At 70.8% G+C, this 15,999-nt stretch carries 12 protein-coding genes; 7 read left to right on the top strand and 5 right to left on the bottom strand.

Annotated elements, in window-relative coordinates; translation table 11 throughout:
• The first annotated feature begins 111 nt into the window (after positions 1–111).
• The 4 genes from ACTOQ2_RS00655 (at position 112) to ACTOQ2_RS00640 (ending at position 5,249) form a co-directional block, all read left to right on the top strand.
• Positions 112–2,742, top strand: a complete 2,631-nt coding sequence (locus tag ACTOQ2_RS00655) for a lectin (protein WP_440097683.1) — start codon at positions 112–114, stop codon at positions 2,740–2,742.
• A 303-nt stretch (positions 2,743–3,045) separates the two neighbouring features.
• Positions 3,046–3,231: a hypothetical protein gene (locus ACTOQ2_RS00650; protein WP_440081769.1), complete on the top strand. Its 186-nt coding sequence runs from the start codon at positions 3,046–3,048 to the stop codon at positions 3,229–3,231.
• Between the two features lie 578 nt (positions 3,232–3,809).
• A complete protein-coding gene (locus ACTOQ2_RS00645) occupies positions 3,810–4,361 on the top strand; it encodes a C40 family peptidase (protein ID WP_440097682.1) in 552 nt (183 codons plus the stop codon).
• Between the two features lie 51 nt (positions 4,362–4,412).
• On the top strand, positions 4,413–5,249 hold the full coding sequence (locus ACTOQ2_RS00640) for an LLM class flavin-dependent oxidoreductase (protein ID WP_440097681.1): 837 nt from the start codon (positions 4,413–4,415) through the stop codon (positions 5,247–5,249).
• A 33-nt stretch (positions 5,250–5,282) separates the two neighbouring features.
• Here the strand turns inward: ACTOQ2_RS00640 and ACTOQ2_RS00635 are convergent, their stop codons facing one another.
• The 3 genes from ACTOQ2_RS00635 to ACTOQ2_RS00625 form a co-directional block, all read right to left on the bottom strand.
• The gene (locus ACTOQ2_RS00635; RefSeq protein ID WP_440097680.1) at positions 5,283–6,506 is read right to left on the bottom strand and encodes a hypothetical protein; all 1,224 of its coding nucleotides are present in this window, start codon (positions 6,504–6,506) and stop codon (positions 5,283–5,285) included.
• A gap of 169 nt (positions 6,507–6,675) precedes the next feature.
• Positions 6,676–9,657 carry a bifunctional [glutamine synthetase] adenylyltransferase/[glutamine synthetase]-adenylyl-L-tyrosine phosphorylase gene (locus ACTOQ2_RS00630; protein ID WP_440098069.1) on the bottom strand — a complete coding sequence of 994 codons (2,982 nt, stop codon included), beginning with the start codon at positions 9,655–9,657 and terminating at the stop codon, positions 6,676–6,678.
• A 263-nt stretch (positions 9,658–9,920) separates the two neighbouring features.
• Positions 9,921–10,631, bottom strand: coding sequence for a type 1 glutamine amidotransferase (locus ACTOQ2_RS00625; RefSeq protein ID WP_440097679.1), 711 nt, complete (start codon positions 10,629–10,631; stop codon positions 9,921–9,923).
• A gap of 168 nt (positions 10,632–10,799) precedes the next feature.
• On the opposite strand from ACTOQ2_RS00625, the gene ACTOQ2_RS00620 reads away from it, so the two are divergent.
• Positions 10,800–11,663 carry an alpha/beta hydrolase gene (locus ACTOQ2_RS00620; RefSeq protein ID WP_440097678.1) on the top strand — a complete coding sequence of 288 codons (864 nt, stop codon included), beginning with the start codon at positions 10,800–10,802 and terminating at the stop codon, positions 11,661–11,663.
• Positions 11,664–11,718: 55 nt separating this feature from the next.
• On the opposite strand, the gene ACTOQ2_RS00615 is transcribed toward ACTOQ2_RS00620, so the two are convergent.
• The gene (locus ACTOQ2_RS00615; RefSeq protein ID WP_440097676.1) at positions 11,719–12,453 is read right to left on the bottom strand and encodes a hypothetical protein; all 735 of its coding nucleotides are present in this window, start codon (positions 12,451–12,453) and stop codon (positions 11,719–11,721) included.
• Between the two features lie 386 nt (positions 12,454–12,839).
• Positions 12,840–14,201: a type I glutamate--ammonia ligase gene (glnA, locus tag ACTOQ2_RS00610; RefSeq protein WP_440097675.1), complete on the bottom strand. Its 1,362-nt coding sequence runs from the start codon at positions 14,199–14,201 to the stop codon at positions 12,840–12,842.
• Between the two features lie 193 nt (positions 14,202–14,394).
• Here glnA and ACTOQ2_RS00605 point away from each other — a divergent pair, with 193 nt between their 5' ends.
• Both ACTOQ2_RS00605 and ACTOQ2_RS00600 read left to right on the top strand, forming a co-directional pair.
• Complete coding sequence (locus ACTOQ2_RS00605; protein WP_440097674.1) at positions 14,395–15,360, top strand: hypothetical protein; 966 nt, start codon at positions 14,395–14,397, stop codon at positions 15,358–15,360.
• Between the two features lie 34 nt (positions 15,361–15,394).
• Positions 15,395–15,940: an EF-hand domain-containing protein gene (locus ACTOQ2_RS00600; RefSeq protein ID WP_440065317.1), complete on the top strand. Its 546-nt coding sequence runs from the start codon at positions 15,395–15,397 to the stop codon at positions 15,938–15,940.
• The last annotated feature ends 59 nt before the right edge of the window (positions 15,941–15,999 follow it).

Here is a 15,999-nt window from a genome sequence, read left to right as displayed (position 1 = left end):
TGATCGCGCGGCGAACACTCTGCTCGGAACCAGCGAAAGGAACAGAGCGTGAAGTCAGCCTTGTCCACCACTGGGAAGGCGTTAGCGGCGCTTGCGGTGTTCGTTGCCGCCGTGTTGCTGCCGACCTTCGCAGGCAGTACCCCGGCATCGGCAGCGGTCCAGGCGACCTACTACGTCGCCCCCGACGGCAACGACGCCAACCCCGGAACGATCGCGTCACCGTTCAGGACCCTGCAGCGCGCGAGGGACGTCGTTCGCACGGTGAACGCCAACATGACCGGCGACATCTACGTGTATCTCCGCGGGGGCAACTATTCGGTCGGCAGCACGATCGACTTCACGCCTGCCGACTCCGGCACGAACAACTACCGGGTCGTATACGCCGCGTACCAGAACGAGACGCCGATCCTCAGCGGAGGCGTTCAGGTAACCGGCTGGACGCAGCACAGCGGCAACATCTGGAAAGCCCCGCTGAATCGCAGCAACAAGCTCCGCGCGCTCTACGTCAACGACAAGCGGGCGTACATGGCCTCGAAGACAATAGGCTCGGCGGGGTGCACCGGAACCTACAACATCACGGCGGGGCAGGCGTCCTGGGCGTGGGAATCGGGTTCGCAGTGCGCGGGAGCGAAGTACGGTCTGAATGACTTCCCCGCCATCGCCGGCAATCAGGACGACATCGAAATAGAAACGGGAACGACCTGGACCACGGCCATCGTGGGAGTACGGCAGGTCACCTCTGACGGCACGAACCGCATCGCTCAGTTCCAGCAGCCGGGAGCGGCCATCGCCCAGGGCGCCTTCAACGGGAACGCCCAGGTCGGCGGCACCCACAAGGTCATGAACGCCTACGAGTTCCTGGACACACCGGGCGAGTTCTTCTTCGACAAGACGAGCCGGACGGTGTACTACTACAAGGCAAGCTCCGAGAACATGGCGACCGCGACGGTTTTCGCACCGAACAACGTGTCCACCCTCATCAAGGTCGCCGGCACCTCCACGAGCGCTCGCGCCCGGAACATCACGTTCTCCGGCCTCACGGTCCAGCACTCCGACTGGAACCTGTTCAACGTGGCCGGCTCGGCGTTCAAGCAGGCCCAGCAGGGTAATCTCGGCGCACAGGCATATGCCAAGCAGAACTTCCACGTCTATTACTACCGCAATGTCGACATGGCGCCCGGCATCATCCAGATCGACAACGCCGACGGGCTCGTCCTGGAGAGGAACCGGATACAGCACACCGGCGTCGACGGAATCAACATGGTCAACGACGTGGTGAACACGCAGCTGATCGGGAACTACACGAACGACATCGCCGGATCCGCCATCGCCGTGGGCCATCCCCAGCACGTCTACATCGGGGACCACACCTCGACGAATCGCGAGAAGTATCCCGCCCAGGTCGAAGGGGCGCCCAAGAACATCACGATAAAGAACAACTACATCTACGACAGCGCCGTGCTGTTCAACGGGCACAGCCCCATCTCGGCGTACTTCGCCGACGGCCTGTCCATCCAGCGCAACCGCATCGAGAAGACCCCGTGGTCCGGCGTGACGCTCGGCTGGGGCTGGTGGAACTTCGACGGCTCGTCAGGCTCGATCGCGCCCAACCGGCCGACCACCACGGCGAAGAACAACACCATCAGCCACAACCACTTCATCGACACGGTGCAGCGCCTGAGCGACACGGCTCCCGTCTACACGCTGGGCAACCAGCCGGGAACCACGATCACCAACAACTACATGCAGGGCGTCCCGTCCGGTCACAAGTACGGACTCCACCCGGACGAGGGCTCGGGGAACATGACCTTCCGCGACAACGTCCTGAGCGTGGACAAGAACATCACCTGGCTCATCAACTCCGACGACTTCGGGCGCAAGCACGATCTGAGCATCACGCAGACCTACGGTCCCATCAACAAGGTCTCCAACAAGAACCTGCCGAACAGCACGATCCACGACATTCTCGTGTCCTCCGACTACGTCTGGCCGTCGCAGGCCTACGGCATCACCGTGAACTCCGGGCTCGAGGACGCGTACCGGAACATCATCCCCCAGAGCAACCTTTCCCTGCCGGATTACGTCCTGCCCGCCAGCACGTTCGTCGCGGCCGGTACGACGTCGATTCCCATCCGGAGCGCCGGGGACGCGAGCAAGTCGGTCTGGCTGGCCCCCTTGGGCACGACCTCCTTCGCCGTCGGCAACACGATGACCAGGGCGAGCGGAACCGCGACCTCCATCGCCGTTCCGACGTCGACCGGCGAGTACCGGCTCTACGTCGTGGACGCCCAGGGGAACCGGTCGGCCGAGTCGAAGTCGCTCGTCAGGCAAGGAAACGGCGGCGGAAGCGGCCAGACCGGCACGATCGTGGGCGGCCAGTCGGGCCGATGCGTGGACATCACCGGCGGCGCCGCGACCAACGGCGCTCAGGCGCAGCTGTGGGACTGCAACGGCGGCACCAACCAGCGGTTGACGTACACCTCCGGCAAGCAGCTGCAGGTGTTCGGCAACAAGTGCCTGGACGCCTACGGGCAGGGCACCGCCAACGGCACCCAGGTGATCATCTGGGACTGCAACGGACAGACCAACCAGCAGTGGAACCTCAACTCCAACGGCACCATCACCGGTGTGCAGTCCGGGTTGTGCCTGGACGCCAACGCCGGCGGCACCGCCAACGGTACGAGGATCATCCTGTGGTCGTGCAACGGCGGCGCGAACCAGCAGTGGAGCCTGCGCAGCTGACGTGAGGTCTCCACCGGGCCGCGGACGATCATACGCGCACCGTCCGCGGCCCACCCCGCCGACGATCGGGATTCCGTCCGAAGTCGTCCCCGTACGAGACGGGGACGACTTCGGATTTTCCCCGTGAAAGTCTTTTGAACCGGGACAATCCAGCCTGCCCAGAAGGTGGGCGTGAGGTCGTCCTACGGCTGGGTGTGGCCGACACCGCGTCCCCTCCCGGCGTTAGATCACCGCCGGACGGGACAGAGAGGTAGAGCCGGACACCGACGCGTCCGGCCGAGGACCAGCACCTGGAGGTTGTGCATGCTTGCTCAGACCACGCGGAAGGCGGCACTGGTCGCCGCGACGGTGGCGGCGCTCGTCGGCCTGGTCGGCGGTTGCGGGGGCGGCGGGGACGACGACGGGGACGACGGTCCCGACGTCGTCAACACGACCGGTCCTGGCGTGGACGACGACGGCGGCACGGACGACGACGGGGACGACAACTGACGGCCACCCCGCGAGGCCACGGGCCGGCTGCGCCTCCACACCGCGCCCCGGCACCGCACCCGGCACCGCACCTGGCACCGCACCTGGCACCACCGCGACCCGCGTGCCCCGCACGCGGGTCGCCGCATGTCGCGATGCCCGCCACCCGCTCGTCCCGGTCGTGACGGTCGTGACGGCCCGATCCTCCGTTTCGAAGCCCTGAGGCCACGATCGGCGATTGCCACCAAGCCCGCACAAAGCGCGTCAAAACCACGCGCGCCGCGCATCGCCGACTTATTGGGCAGACTGGTCATGGCTCACAGGGACCGACCAGGCGAGGTGACGTGGCGGCGCTCCGGGACGAGGAGGCGTATCTCAGGCCTCCCCTGGCCGGGGAGCGGCATTCCGTCCCCCTCGGACCCCTCGGACCCCTCGGACCCCTCGGACCCCTCGGACCCCGGGGACGCTACCGGTTCCCCGGACGTCGCGGTCTCTCCCGGCTCCTCTCCGGCCTTCCCTGGCTTTCCGGTCCTCCCGGCGGTCACGGTCTCCCCCGGCGTCCCGACCCTCACCGGCGCCGCAGGCAGGCCGCCGCGGCCGTGCTCCTGGGAACGTTCCTCCTCCTGAGCGCCTCCACCTGGATACCGACCCGGCCCGTCACCCCCAACCGGATCACCGCCATCGCGTACGCGATCGAGGCCGGGCAGCACCAGCCCGGCTGGCGGGGCGGGGAGATCCCCTACTCCTGGGGCGGCGGCCACGACGATGACCCCGGCCCCTCCTTCGGCACCTGCCAGGGTTACCGGGGGTCGATCAAGCCCTGTCCCGCCACCAGAACCCGCGGCCTCGACTGCTCCGGTCTCGCCCGCTGGGTCTACCACCTCGCCTACGGACGCGACGTGCTGGGACCGGGCAACACCGACGACCACGTCAGACGACTCAAGAAGATCCCCGCCGCCGTGGCGAGGCCGGGGGATCTCGTCTTCTACGGCAAGGTCGGCAAGCGTAAAGTCAGGACCCACCACGTCGGCATCTATGTCGGCCAGGGCAAGATGATCAATGCGCGGAGGACCGGGACCGAGGTGCGGATCGATCGCGTAGCGGCCATCGACGACCTCGCCGGTTACTTCCGCTACGCGAGGAGCCTCTGAGGTCCCGCGAAAACGGCACAGCGGGACCTCCCGCCGTTCACTAGGAGAGATATGCGCCTGGGCGTCATGTTCGACCGTGACCTTCCCCCCGAGTCACTCATCCCCTTCTGCCGCCATCTGGACGCGGCCGAGGTGGACGACGTCTGGGTGGTGGAGGATCTCGGCTGGACCGGGGCCGTCTCGTCGGCGGCCACCGCGCTCGCCGTCACCGAGCGCCTGCGGGTGGGCATCGGGATCACCCCGGCGCCGCTGCGCAACCCGGCCCTGCTCGCCATGGAGCTGGGCAACCTTGCCAGGCTGCACCCGGGCAGGCTCGCGGCCGGCATCGGGCACGGCGTCCAGGACTGGATGCGCCAGGTGGGCGCCCTCGCGCCCTCGCCGCTGGCGTTGCTGGAGGAGACGATCACGGCGGTACGGGGGCTGCTGCGCGGCGAGACGGTCACCCTCCAGGGCAGGGCCGTGCGGCTCGACGGGGTGAGCCTGGTGCATCCCCCCGCCGTCGTGCCGCCGGTGCTGGCCGGGGTGGTGCGACCCCGCTCGCTGGAGCTGTCGGGACGGGTGGCGCAGGGCACGATCCTGCCCGAGGGGGTCGGCCCCCGGCAGATCGAGGACGCCCTGAAGCTGACCGGCGAGGGCGATCACGAGATGGTGGTCTTCGTGAACCTCTACCTCGGTGACGATCCCACGGTGGTCACCGCCCTGACCGAGGGCACCGCCGGGTTCCTGAAGGTCGCCCCGGAGGAGGTCGTGATGGCGGTGGGCTCTCCCGAGGAGGCCGCCGACCAGGTCAGGTCCCTGTGGGAGGCGGGTGCCCGCACGGTCGTGGTCCGCCCGTACGGGCCGGACCCGCTCCCCCAGGTCGACCTGCTCCTGGGAGAGCTCCGCTAGGGGCGGCCGCCGAGGACCGGGGGCCGTCGTGAGCTAGGAGCGGTCGCCCCGGACGCCGGTGAGGCGGCGCAGGACGTCCCACCAGAACGAGGCGCCGAACAGCAGCGCGACCATGGTGAGCAGGTAGCCGGGCCAGTGCCCGGGAGCGATGAGCCGGTCCCACCAGGCTCCGCCGTTCCAGTGGAAGGACGGATCGGCGGAGCCGTCGGGCGGGATCGTGATGCTCACGATCGCGTGATCGAAGATCTTGACCAGCGCCGGGGAGCTGAGGGACTCGGTCACGCACTGGTACGGCTCGGCGAGACCGATCTCGCCACCGGCGCACTTGTCCTTGAGCGCGGCGTACCCGTCCCCGCCGCCGCCCGCGATGGCGCTCACCCCCGCGCGGTAGGCGTTGTCGCGCAGCAGGGTCTTGCCGTACTCCAGCGCGTCCATGCTGAACGCCAGCGTCAGCACCACGCCCAGCGCGAACACCACCCACTTCACGTAGCGGGCGTAGAGCGTGGACAGGCGCTGCATCTCCCCGTTGAACCAGTCCTCGACGCCCTTGCGGAACCTGGGCAGGTCCCGCTGGGCGCCCTCCCAGACTCCCTTGAGGTGGCCCGCGAGCGGGCTGTTGATGGCCTCCAGCTTGGCGAGCAGGCCGTCGATCCCGCCCTCCTCGGCGGCGACCAGCTCCATCACGGCGCCGGAGAACCGCTCGGGCGGGATGTTGGCGATGCTGGTACGGGCGCCCTTGGGGTGGTCGATCTCCTGCAGCCGCTCGTACAGCCGCGCGGTCATGTCCACCGGCGGCGCGAGCCTCTCCGGCGCTTCCCCGGCGCCGGGCCCGCCGTCCACGGGAGAGCCGGTGCCCGCCCCCTCGGCGGCCTCCCCTGCGGCGCTCTCCGGGGCGATCCCCCCGGCGACCTCCTCCGATCCCCTCTCCGCGGCCGCCTGGGCGGCCAGGACCGTGGCCGCGTCGACCCGCATCGGCTCGACCACCGCGGGCGCGGGGTCGGAGCTGTGCACCGGGCGCGGATCGTCCTTGGAGAAGGGCAGCTTCGCGAAGACGTCGGCCATCTTCGACGGGATCCACGACCTGCCGTCCTCCGAGCCGTCCAGGGTGTCCCTGAGGTAGGCCCACAGGAACTTGCTGCGGATCCCGAGCAGCCGGACGAAGGCCTCGTTGATCCCGCTCACCAGGAGCGACAGGAGCAGAAAGGCCAGGATCAGGCCGATGGCCAGGTCAATGTAAACGGATATCAAATGGATCACCCGGACCGTTGATACACGGACGCCCCCGGCGGCGCAACGCGATCACCGAAACAGGTCGGTTTTCGTGACCGGGAGGACGCCCGCGCGAACGGGCACGCGGGCGCGCGGGTGAGTCCTCGTAGAAGCGGGTCAGTCCTCGTAGAAGCGGGTCAGTCCTCGTAGAAGCGGGTCAGTCCTCGTAGAAGACGCGCTCCACGACCCGGCGGGCACGCCGGGTGGCGCGGCGGTAGTCGTCCACGAAATCCTCCATACCGTCGGGCGGGTAGCCGAGGGCGCGGGCGATGAGCCTGCGCTCGCGGGCGTCCACCGGGATCGCGTCGGAGGCGCGGCCCCTGACGGCGACGATGGCGTCGCGGATGCGCGAGGCGAACCGCCACGCCTCGGCGAGCACGGCCTCGTCGGCCTCCGACAGCAGCCCCTCCGCGACCGCCGCGCCCAGCGCCTCCAGGGTGCGGGTGGTCCGCAGCGACGGCCGCGATCCCGCGTGCCGGAGCTGGATGAGCTGGGCCACCCACTCCACGTCGGACAGCCCGCCGGGACCGAGTTTGGTGTGCAGCGCGGGGTCGGCGCCGCGGGGAAGGCGTTCGGCCTCCATCCGGGCCTTGAGCCTGCGGATCTCCAGCACGGCCGCGTCGGAGATGCCCCCCTCGGGGTAGCGCAGCGGGTCGGCCAGGTGCAGCAGCCCGACGCCGAGCTCGGCGTCCCCGGCGGAGAAGCGGGCGCGCAGCAGCGCCTGCGACTCCCACGGCGACGACCACCGCTGGTAGTAGGCGGCGTAGGAGGCCAGGGTACGGACCAGCGGCCCCGCCTTGCCCTCGGGGCGCAGGCCGGGGTCGATGAGCAGCGGCGGGTCGGGGGCGGGCAGGGCCAGCAGGCGGCGCAGCTCGTTGGCCACCTCGAACGCCGTCTCGGTGGCCTGACGCTCCGGCACGCCCTCCAGCGGCGAGTGCACGAACATCACGTCGGCGTCGCTGCCGTACGAGGACTCGATCCCGCCCAGGCGGCCCATCGCGATCACCGCGAACCTCGTGCCCAGCGGGGTGCGGCGCTCCATCTCGACCTTGTCGATCGCGGCGTCGAGCGCGGCCTGGATCGTCACGTCGTTGAGCCCGGACAGCGTCTGGCCGACCTCCTCGATGCCGATGATCCCGGAGAGGTCGGCGACGGCCGTACGGAACAATTCCCTGCGGCGCAGCGCCCGGACCGCGGCCACCGCGCCCTCGGCGTCCCCGGGATGGCGGGCGACCACGGTCCGCGCCTCGGACAGCACCGCCTCGACGGGCCTGGGGGCCAGCTCCGTGTCCGAGCCGAGCATCGCGACCGCCTCGGGGGCGTTCATCAGCAGGCCCGTCACGTAGCGGCTGGTACCGAGCATTCTGGCCAGGCGCGACGCCACGGCGGTCTCGTCGCGGAGCAGCCGCAGGTACCAGGGGGTGGAGCCGAGCTTGTCGGAGATCTGGCGGAAGCCGAGCAGGCCGGCGTCGGGGTCGGGGGCGTCGGCGAACCAGCCCAGCATGACCGGCAGCAGGGTCCGCTGGATCGCGGCGCGGCGGGAGACCCCCGTGGTCAGCGCGCTGATGTGGTTCAGCGCCCCGCCGGGGTCGGCGTAGCCGAGCGCCTCCAGCCGTGCCTTGGCCGCGGCCGTGGAGAGCCGGTCCTCCGACTCGGGCAACCGGGCGACGGCCTGCAGCAGCGGCCGGTAGAACAGCTTCTCGTGCAGGCGCCTGGCCTCCATGGCGTGCTGGCGCCACCTGGTGGTGAACTCCCCCACCGGGTCGGCGGTCATGCCCAGGCTCCGGCCGAGGCGGCGCAGGTCGGCGTTGCCCTCGGGCACCACGTGCGTGCGGCGCAGCCGGTGCAGCTGGATCAGGTGCTCGACCTGGCGCAGGAAGGTGTACGCCTCGGCGAGGGCCTTGGCGTCGTCCCTGCCCACGTAGCCGCCGCGGGAGAGGGCGCCGAGCGCGGGGAGCGTGGCCCGCCGCCGCAGCAGCGGGTCGAGGCGGCCGTGGACGAGCTGGAGCAGCTGCACCGCGAACTCGATGTCGCGCAGCCCGCCGGGCCCGAGCTTCAGCTGGCGGTCGGCCTCTCCGCCGCGGACGTGGGCCTCAACCCGGCGGCGCATGGCCTGGACGTCCTCGACGAACTTGTCGCGGGTGGCGGCCTGCCAGACCATCTCGTTCATCGCGGCCACGTACTGCTGGCCGAGCTCGGCGTCGCCCGCGACCGGCCTGGCCTTCAGCAGGGCCTGGAACTCCCAGGTCTTGGCCCAGCGCCGGTAGTAGGCGAGGTGGCTGGCGAGGGTGCGGACCAGTGGCCCTGCCTTGCCCTCGGGGCGCAGCGCCGCGTCGACCTCCCACAGCGCGCCCTCGGGAGTGCTGGTCGAGCAGGCGCGCATCATGCCCTGGGCCAGCCGGGTGGCGAGCTTGATGGCCGCGTGCTCGTCGAGGGAGCCGTCGGGCCCCTCACGCGGCTCGGCCACGAAGACGACGTCGACGTCGCTGATGTAGTTGAGCTCGCGTGCCCCGCACTTGCCCATGCCGATGACGGCGAGCCGTACCGCCCCCGCCTCGGGGTGCTCGGACCTGGCGACGGCGAGTCCCGCCTCCAGCGCGGCTCCGGCCAGGTCGGACAGCTCGGCGGTCACCCCGGGCAGCGAGACGACCCCGGTGACGTCGCGCGCGGCGAGGTGGAGCAGGCGGCCCCGGTAGGCGGCGCGCAGTGCCGACAGGGTGGCGGTGGAGGCGTCCGTGGCCCTCGGCTCGGGGTCGTCCGGCTCGGCGCCGACCGCGAGCAGCAGCTCCGCGCGGAGCTCCTCCGAGGTCGGGCGGTTCGCGTCCGGTGCCCCGCCGAGCAGGCGCCAGTGGTCCGGGTGCCTGACGACGTGGTCGCCGAGCGCGGCGCTGACGCCGAAGACGCCGATCAGCCGCTCGCGCAGGCCGGGGTCGGCCCGGAGCGCTCCGAGCACGCTGGGATCCTGCTCGGCCAGCCGGTTCAGCGAGGTGAGCGCCAGGTCGGGGTCGGCCGCGGCGACCAGCGAGGTCAGCAGGTCGATGTCGCCGACGGCCTCGGGACCCAGTTCGTCGAGCAGCCGCTCGGCCCTGGCGCCGTCGGCGAAGCCGAGCCTCGCCAGGCGCCCGGCGGTCGTCTGCATCCGAGGCACGGTTTCCACCGACCCTCCATGGTCCTCGATCACAAGCACGGGTGCCCTTCCTCAATCCCTACCCCGAGCGATCAAAGGTGCACGCTCCCCGCGGTCGCGTGGGCCTCGGTTCCCCCCGACGGGTGGGCGGGATCGGCGCGACTCGCCTCCGGATCCCCACCCTGGCCCGTGTCTCAGGCTTTCGGAGCGTCGCCGCACAGGCTAATCCTGAAACTGTGCGGCGTCGTTAGCGGATTCGGAACGTAATCGCGTGGTCACGCGTTTTGGACGGCGATGACGGCCTCGGCGAAACGCTCGGCGAGCGGCTTCCACGCGGCCACCAGGCCTTCCTCCCCCGCCTTCACCTGTGCGTTGAGCTCCTCGACCGAGTGTCCCAGGCCGGTCAGGGCGTCGGCCGAGCCGGCCGTCCAGCCAACGAAGATCTCCGGGGTGGCCTCGGGATGGAACTGCACCGCCCAGGCGTTCTCCCCCAGCCGGTAGGCCTGGTTGGGGTACGGGTCCCCGGTGGCCAGCGGCACCGCGCCCGGGGGGAGTTCTGTGATCGCGTCACGGTGGTACTGCACGGCGGGGGAAGGGCCGAGGCCGGCGAACAGCGGATCCGCTCCGGCGGCGGCCAGCGGGACGACCTCGGTCACGCCGACCTCCAGCCCGTGCTGCCCGCGCCCGACGGCACCGCCGCAGGCGAGCGCCATGAGCTGTGCCCCCAGGCAGATTCCCAGGGTCGGCACGCCCTCCTCGACGCAGACGCGGATCAGGTCGCGGGTGGCCGGCAGCCAGGGACACCGCTCGTCCTCCCAGGCCGCCGCCTCGCCGCCGAGGACGATCAGCCCTGCGGCGGCCCGCTCGGGCACGGCCTCGCCAAGGTAGGGGCGGACGACCTCGCAGACGGCTCCGGCCCCGGACAGCCATCCGGCGAGAAATCCGAGTCCCGCGTCGGCCTCGTGCTCGATGACGGTAATCCTCATACGGCAATTATGGGCTTATATGGGCACAAGGCGGTCAGGGTCGGCGGGGCACGGAAGCCCGCCGCGCTTCATGTCGGCCGTGGACATTGACCTCGGGCACGGGCACCCGCCACCTTGGCATCAGCCCCGCCGGAACCGGAGGCGGGGCTCCATCTCCAAGGAGAACCGATGAACCCCGTCCTCAGTGATGTCGAGGTCCCCGGCGGCGCGCTGCGTGTCGCCCGCTTCGGCACCGGGCCCCGCGTGATCGTGGCGGCGCACGGCATCACCGCCTCGCTGATGGCCTGGGCCGGCGTCGCCCGCCGGCTCCCCGCCGAGTGGTCGCTGGTCGCGATGGACCTGCGGGGCCGCGGCCACAGCGCCGGGCTCCCCGGCCCCTACGGCCTGGCCGCGCACGCCGAGGACGTGAACCTCGTCACCCGCTCCGTGGGCGCCGAGTCCGGCATCGTGCTCACCGGTCACTCGATGGGCGCCTACGTCGCGGCCCTCGCCGCCGCGGGACACGACTACGCCAGGGTGGTGCTGATCGACGGCGGGCTCCCGCTGCCGCTGCCCCCCGGCGCCGACCCCGACGCGGTCCTGGAGGCCACGCTCGGCCCGGCCCTCGCCCGGCTGGACCAGACCTTCCCGAGCATCGGCGCGTACCTGGACTTCTTCAAGGCCCACCCCGCCTTCGCCGAGACGTGGACGGAGGAGGCGGAGGAGTACGTCCGCTACGACGCGTCGGGGCCCGAGGGGCCGGTGCGCTCACGGGTGCGGCGGGAACCGGTCCGCGAGGACGGCCGGTGGATGCTCACCGAGGGCGAGACGGTCGGCGCGGCGCTGCGCGCGATCACCTCGCCCCTGTCGCTGCTGCGCGCCCCGCGGGGGTTGCTGAACCAGCCGGTCGGCATGCTGCCCGACGAGCTGGCCGCCGCGTGGGCCAGGCGGCTGCCCGCGCTGGAGGACGAGGTGCTCGACGACTGCAACCACTACACGATCCTCTTCGACGACCGCTGCGCCTCGCTGGTCGCCGAACACCTCTCCCGCTGAGCCCTCCGGCTGCTCCCGCCGGGCTCCCGGCGGGAACCGCCGGACCGGGCGCGGGTCAGCCGGCCTGGGCGGGAGTGATCCAGATGGCCTTGGCCGCGGCGACCAGGGTGCCGTCGGTCTCGTAGACGGCGCTCTCGCCGAAGAGCTTGCGGCCCTCGCGGCCGGTGGCGCGGGCGACGACGGAGTAGGTGCCACCGGGGTAGATCCGGCGGTGGATCCGCGCGGTCAGGCGGCCGAGCAGGGCGAACTCGCCGGGCCCGAAGTGCGCCCAGCCGGTGGGGCAGTCGAGGGCGGCCCACAGGATCGCGTCGGGGACGGTGCCGTCCGCGTCGGTGATGGTCATCGGGACCCGCCAGCCGGCGGCGACCAGGTCGGTGCCGGGCACCGGGCCGGGGAAGATCCGCAGGCCGTCGCCGGGATCGCGCAGGCCGCACGCGAAGCAGCCGGGGAAGGCGTGCCCGACGAGACCGGCGAAGCCGCCCTCTGCCTTCGCGGCCTCGTTGAAGGGCACGAAGGCCGGGACGTCGAACTCCTCGGCGACCGTGATGGCCTCGACGAGGAGCTTCTCACCGTGGGTGAGGGTCGCGGTGTTGGCGAGGTGGCCCAGGGACAGCTCGGTGTCCAGCGGGGTGGGTGCGTGCAGCGTGACCTCGACGGCCGAGTCGTGCCGGGCGCCGTGCAACGCCTCCGAGACCGTGCCCGCGATCCAGCCGCCGTTCGCGGAGCCCTCGGGACCACGGAAACGCGCCGGAACGGTCAGCACGGTCTGCAGCTCGGACGTCGTCGTCATGCCGCACCTCCTGTCGCCTTTATGGCGATCAATCCTCAGAAATCACGTTAATCGGACCGACCGATTTTACCGGACTGCTTGTACATACAGCCAACTCGGGCTCGATGACGCCCTCATTAGCTGCGGGTAACGCCGGTATGACGTTCGGCGGGCGGCCCCGGAGTACCTCGCCGGGGCGATTCCTCGCCGCGGTGCCCGGATCGCCGCCCCGTCCTCTGGAGAGGGCGGGATCCTGTCATTCCGCCGAGGGTTTCTCCCTCTGTCGCCGCAGGACTTCCTCTACTGCGGAGCCCGCTGCCACCGGAATTGACCGGGGGCGGGGCCGGACGGCTCGTCGCCGTCCGGCCCCGCCCCCTTCACGGTGTGAGAATCAATCCGACCCGGGGTTACAGGACCGGCAGATAGCGGCCGAGCTCGAACTCGGTGACCTGCCTGCGGTACTCGCTCCACTCGGCGCGCTTGTTACGCAGGAAGTAGTCGAAGACGTGCTCGCCGAGGGTCTCGGCGACGAGCTCGCTGCGCTCCATGACCGCGATGGCCTCGTCCAGCGACTGGGGCAGCGGCTGGATGCCCAGCGCCCTGCGCTCGGCCGAGGTCAGCGCCCACACGTCGTCCTCGGCGCCGGGGGGCATCTCGTACCCCTCCTCGATGCCCTTCAGGCCGGCCGCGAGGATCACCGCGAAGGCGAGGTACGGGTTGCAGGCGGAGTCGAGCGAGCGGAACTCGATGCGGGTCGAGCCGCCCTTGTGCGGCTTGTACATCGGCACCCGGACCAGGGCGGAGCGGTTGTTGTGACCCCAGGAGACGTAGCTCGGGGCCTCTCCGCCCGCTCCGGCGATCGCCTCGGCGCCGCCCCACAGCCGCTTGTAGGAGTTGACCCACTGGTTGCAGACCGCGGTGATCTCGGCGGCGTGCGTGAGCAGGCCGCCGATGAAGGACCGCCCGATCTTGGAGAGCTGGTAGTCGGCACCGGGCTCGTAGAAGGCGTTGCGGTCGCCCTCGAAGAGCGACATGTGGGTGTGCATGCCGGAGCCGGGGTGCTCGGTGAAGGGCTTGGGCATGAAGCTCGCCCAGATGCCCTGCTCCAGCGCGACCTCCTTCATGACCAGGCGGAAGGTCATGATGTTGTCGGCGGTGGTGAGCGCGTCGGCGTAGCGCAGGTCGATCTCCTGCTGGCCGGGGCCGCCCTCGTGGTGGCTGTACTCGACGGAGATGCCCATCGACTCCAGCATCATGATCGCGTTGCGCCGGAAGTCGTGTCCCGAGCTGTGCGGCGTGTGGTCGAAGTAGCCGCCGCCGTCGATCGGCTCGGGCCGCTCGCCGCCCTCCGGCCGGCTCTTCAGCAGGAAGAACTCGATCTCCGGGTGGGTGTAGAAGCTGAAGCCCATGTCCGAGGCCTTCGCCAGGGTGCGCTTGAGCACCCAGCGCGGGTCGGCGTGCGAGGGCGAGCCGTCCGGCATGAGGATGTCGCAGAACATGCGGGCCGCGCCCGGCGTCTCGCTGCGCCAGGGAAGGATCTGGAAGGTCGACGGGTCGGGCTTGGCGAGCATGTCCGACTCGTAGACCCGGGCGAAGCCCTCGATGGCCGAGCCGTCGAAGCCGATGCCCTCGGCGAAGGCCCCTTCGAGTTCGGCCGGGGCGATGGCCACCGACTTCAGGAACCCGAGCACGTCGGTGAACCACAGCCGGATGAACCGGATGTCGCGCTCCTCAAGGGTGCGGAGAACGAACTCCTGCTGGCGGTCCAAGGCTTCTCCTTCATTGCCGACGTGCTGCAACACGCCTAGTGGTCTCCCAGTTTGCCCTCTCAGTGTTTCGCACACGTTACGAGGAAGAACGGTGAGATGTGGCATCCGGGCCGTCGCGCCTCCACGTGCCGGCTCCCCTCTCCTCCTACAGTGTGCGACCGGAGCCGCTGGAAGTTCGATCCGGGGGGAAACGATGACGCGTACCGAAGTTCACGGACCACCGCACGCGGTCTCACCACCGGCCAGGCTCACCGAACGCCTCGCGGCACTGGCGATGCCCTGCCCCGTCCATCCGTCGATACACCTGGTCGAGGCCGCGGCGGCCGACTGGGCGCGCGCGGCCGGGTTGGACCCCGATCCCGCCGCCTCCCGGCTGGCCGGGAGGGCGTTCGCCCGTTGCGAAACCGGCGCGGTCACGTCGCTGGCCCGCTGGCTGACCTGGATGTCGCGCCTGCGCCAGGCTCCCGGGGCCCTCACCCCGGTCCTCGCCGTGGCCGCGGGAGGCGAGCCGGGGCCGGCGCCGCTGGAGCGGGCCTTCTCCGGCCTCTGGGCGGCGTGCGCGCCGAGGATGAGCGGCGCGTGGCGCGAGCGGTTCACGGCCGGGCTGGCCGCCCAGCGCGAGGCGATCCTCCTACGCGAGCCACCCGCGGCCCTCTCCCCAGGGACACCCGCGAACTCCCCCGGGGCACCCGCGAAGCCGCGCCCCGCAGGGACACCCGCGAAGCCCTGCTCCCCGGGGACACCCGCGGAGCCGTGCGGGGACGCCTTCGGCCGCTACCTGTTCGACCTGGTGGAGCCGTGCCTGGGGATGGAGGTGCCGGCCCCGGTGTGGCGGAGCCCGCAGTGGCGGGCGCTCGTCGAGGCGAGCGGCGACGTGGCCGCCCGGTGCGAGGAGGCGGTGGCCGGACGCGGCCATGCGGGCACCATTTTTTTGGAACGCTCCAATCGGGAGGCGGAAGAGTGGATCATCGACAGGGTCGCCACCCGCATGGAGGAGCTGTGGACGGCCGCCCGCGCGATCCCCGCGCTCACGGAGCGGCACGACCTGGGCTTCACCGCCTCCCGTGAGGTGACGCGGGTGGCATGCGCTTTCTTGACCATCCCTCGGGCTTACCTGGAGTGGCTCCTGGAAACACCTCGCTATCGTCACTTAGGGTAACGGTTCGATTTCGACAAGTAATGCTGGAGTAACGATGAGCACCATGCTCCTCAATCACAAGCTCGACCGTGCCTTCGGGCACATGGACGTCGACGGCAGCGGATCGATCGAGCGCGAGGACCTTCTCGGCCTCGGTGCCCGGATCCTCGTCGGCTTCGGCGAGTCGCCGACCTCCCCGGCCGGTCACAGGCTCGCCCAGGGCTTCGAGGGGATCTGGCGGACCCTGGCCGCGGAGATCGACACCGACGGCGACGGCGCCATCTCGTCCGAGGAGTTCCGCGCGGGCATGACCTCGGCGTTCATCGAGGGCGACCACTTCGACGCGGTGTTCGCGCCCGCCGCCGAGGCGGTGGCCGGCCTGTGCGACACCGACGGCGACGGGGCCGTGGGGCCGGACGAGTTCTGGACCATGATGGCCGCGTTCGGCACCGCGCGCGAGGACGTGCGGGCCACCTTCGAGCGGCTCGACGGCGACGGCGACGGCGTCGTGTCCGTGGGCGAGCTGGTCGAGGCGACCCGGCAGTTCTACACGAGCGCCGATCCGGAAGTGGCCGGCAACTGGCTGTTCGGTCCGCTGTAGTGGCGCTCACCCCAACGTTCGGCGATCCCCTCACCCGTTCCCGACCCCACCCACAGCCC

It is taken from the genome of Streptosporangium sp. H16 (genome assembly GCF_051918855.1).
Lineage (GTDB): Bacteria > Actinomycetota > Actinomycetes > Streptosporangiales > Streptosporangiaceae > Streptosporangium.
Note: the sequence above shows the minus strand (reverse complement) of the source record. Positions and strands in the feature narration are given on the sequence as shown.

Coding starts and splice junctions, on each gene's coding strand:
- ACTOQ2_RS00605 (WP_440097674.1), top strand. CDS start 14,395: ATGACGCGTACCGAAGTTCACGGACCACCGCACGCGGTCTCACCACCG.
- ACTOQ2_RS00620 (WP_440097678.1), top strand. CDS start 10,800: ATGAACCCCGTCCTCAGTGATGTCGAGGTCCCCGGCGGCGCGCTGCGT.
- ACTOQ2_RS00640 (WP_440097681.1), top strand. CDS start 4,413: ATGCGCCTGGGCGTCATGTTCGACCGTGACCTTCCCCCCGAGTCACTC.
- ACTOQ2_RS00615 (WP_440097676.1), bottom strand. CDS start 12,453: ATGACGACGACGTCCGAGCTGCAGACCGTGCTGACCGTTCCGGCGCGT.
- ACTOQ2_RS00625 (WP_440097679.1), bottom strand. CDS start 10,631: ATGAGGATTACCGTCATCGAGCACGAGGCCGACGCGGGACTCGGATTT.
- ACTOQ2_RS00630 (WP_440098069.1), bottom strand. CDS start 9,657: ATGCAGACGACCGCCGGGCGCCTGGCGAGGCTCGGCTTCGCCGACGGC.
- ACTOQ2_RS00600 (WP_440065317.1), top strand. CDS start 15,395: ATGAGCACCATGCTCCTCAATCACAAGCTCGACCGTGCCTTCGGGCAC.
- ACTOQ2_RS00650 (WP_440081769.1), top strand. CDS start 3,046: ATGCTTGCTCAGACCACGCGGAAGGCGGCACTGGTCGCCGCGACGGTG.